Raw genomic sequence first — 2,694 nt, forward strand, 5'->3', positions numbered from 1 at the left:
CCGTCACCCTCGTCCCGGCGTCCTCCAAGACCGTGTCGATCGAGCACGCGGAAGGCGCCGGCACCGACGACGTGGTCTTCGTGACCCGGCACGGACTCTGCTTTTACTTTGTCATATTCAATATAAACCTTTTCTTGTAGAGCTTTAGCTTTAAATTTAGTTTGTAGTATATCCCAAAGTATAATTTGTGGCTCAATACTCATAAATTCAGACAGTTTACGAGCATTATTTTTATTAAGATTTCCAACAATTGTCATAGCGTCAAAACTTAATTTTGGTTCGGGGGTGTACATAGTATGTCGGTTTAACCGGCTATTAGAGTAGCCGGTTTTAGAAAAAATATCTAAATCGTTATTTTTACAATGATTTAAGTAATTTACACGCTTATTATTTTTACTCATAAAAAATCGACTCCTTAATTTGTTTTTTAAGAAGCCGCCCATCCAAACGTCAAATGTAAATGTTGAAGTATAATCAAATATCGTTTAATATCTAAATATACAAAATCATAAAAACAACTCCTGTTTTAATTTTTGAATTTGAATGGTTGTCGCGCACAAACTTTGGTCGGGGAGTGGGCGACTTCTTTTTTATTTGCTATTAATATAACACTATCAAAAAACTTGGTCTAATATGACCGATCTTTTTCATGCCAAAAATTTCTTTCAACAACAAAAAACGCCTCAACCCTTTATTAACAAGGGATAAAGCGATAATTTAAAACTCGAGTTATTTATATATAGTATCAAGACAAGAAGAAACTCGTTTTACTCGTTTCAAAAAAGCCAAAAAATATCAGCGTTAAATACTTTTGAATGCACTGTAATTAAATAAATGTTAAAGTGAAAATATAGCATTATCCTCAAACATCATTAATTCTTTTAACATGTAATAGTTCTTCGCCCAACACATAGCTACTCAAAAATTGAGTGGCTATTTTTTAATGCTTTATTCCAATTGCTTTATTGACGTTGAGCCTCTGAACCCTTAACAATCCCTAAACTTGTCGAATCGTCGGCTTAATAGCTCACGCTATGCCGACATTCGTCTCCAAGTTTAGTTAAGGGTTCTTCTCAACATCAATAAATTTTCTCGGCATAAATGTGTGTGATATGCTTAATACAGTCCTCATTTTCAATCGCACAGTATGATAGCTATTCTCCAGACCACTCATTTTTGAGTGGTTCCTTTATTTTGCATTTTAAGCCCTTTCTAGGACATTTAATCATTCCACGTATAAAAATAACTAAAAACTTTTTTCGTTCAACAGAGAGACGATAAATCATTTTAAAATTCATTTTCTAAATCTTTTAGAATACGAAATATGTTTTTCTATCTCGGTTATTCTTCTTAATAAAAAGCTAAAGCCTTAAAAAATAGGTGTATAATGTAACTCTTGTATTTTAAAGAGCATAAGAGGAATCCTGCACAGAAATGTCTCCGTATATAGCCATTCGGTAGCCATTTGGGAGCTAAAAGAGAGCCAAATGGTAGCCATTTTTAAAATAGCTTCTTACTTTTTGTCTGCCAAAATTCTATTTGCTTTTGTAATTGATCTTCGTTTTCTTTTATAGACAATTTCACATGTTTTTGTGCAAACAAAAAAATGGACTGAATAAATCAGTCCATAAGTTCAAAATCAAGATACTAGCAACCTAAAATGATGGTTTTTAAATTGATTCCTCAACATACTTAATAATAGAATTAATATCTAAATTAGAATTATCAGAAGAAATTTCTAAATCAACAAAATCAAGTTTTAAAGTAACAAAAGAAACATCTGGATTGGTAGTGTTTTCAAAGACTCTACCATTAACATTATTAAAATCTCTATTTAAAAAACCATACCCGTCACTATTATTAAGTCGATAAATTCCATATTTCCGAGGACTATAATTTAATGTAAAAGATATTTTTTTATAATTATCTAATACTTCAACGCTAGCTATGTCTTCTTCTTTATCAAAGTAAAAGACATATAATTTTTTATTTAAAAATGTATAAACTTTTTTGCTATTATCCATATCAGAAACTATTAAATAATTATCACTAAGTTTTATATTTTCACTCGACAAATAACTAGCAATAAAATATAAAACTCCTGTATCTTCACTCGATTTCCATGGATCAAGTTCTTTTAAATCTTTAAATTTATTCCCTAAGTATGTTCCATTAGATTTAATTAAACTAGCTAATGCAATATTCTCTTGTAATTGTTCGTTTAAATCAACAGTGTTTATTTTTTTCATAATGAACTCCCCCTTTTTTATTATTAAATATAACAAAAATCATTTATTTAGAAAGCCAAAAATTAATTTGTTTTTGCAATTGTTTTTCGTTTGCTTTTAAAGTCGATTTCATTAAATCAGTTAAATCAATTGGAGATATTTCTTTAATTAATTTTTTATATTTATTCTTAGTACGCCTTTCTAATTTTCCCCATTCTTCTTCGTCATTCAACAACATAAAAACCATTGCTCTATCAGAAGTACGTTCGATAGTTTTCCAATCTGGTTGTAATATATGTAAATCATTAAAACAATCGTTCCAATAATCAACCATATCTCTTTTTAATTCAATTTCTACACGCCATAAGTGTTCAGCCCTACATGCTCATGACGGCCGCGTACGCAGTCCTGCTGCACCGCTACACCGGTGCGGAGGACGTGGCGATCGGGTCGTCGGTGATGAACC

Annotated in this window: 1 protein-coding gene and 2 pseudogenes; all 3 read right to left on the reverse strand. The window is 31.3% G+C overall.

What is annotated here, in order from left to right:
- Positions 1–401: pseudogene (locus AB0C84_RS45835) on the reverse strand (hypothetical protein); the annotation flags it as partial.
- 1,269 nt (positions 402–1,670) lie between these two features.
- Complete coding sequence (locus tag AB0C84_RS45840) at positions 1,671–2,249, reverse strand: hypothetical protein (RefSeq protein ID WP_361079157.1); 579 nt, start codon at positions 2,247–2,249, stop codon at positions 1,671–1,673.
- 43 nt (positions 2,250–2,292) lie between these two features.
- Positions 2,293–2,604, reverse strand: a pseudogene (locus tag AB0C84_RS45845) (replication initiation protein); the annotation flags it as partial.
- Positions 2,605–2,694: the final 90 nt, after the last annotated feature.

The sequence above is a fragment of the Actinomadura sp. NPDC048955 genome, assembly GCF_040649435.1.
Lineage (GTDB): Bacteria > Actinomycetota > Actinomycetes > Streptosporangiales > Streptosporangiaceae > Spirillospora > Spirillospora luteofluorescens.

Coding starts and splice junctions, on each gene's coding strand:
- AB0C84_RS45840 (WP_361079157.1), bottom strand. CDS start 2,249: ATGAAAAAAATAAACACTGTTGATTTAAACGAACAATTACAAGAGAAT.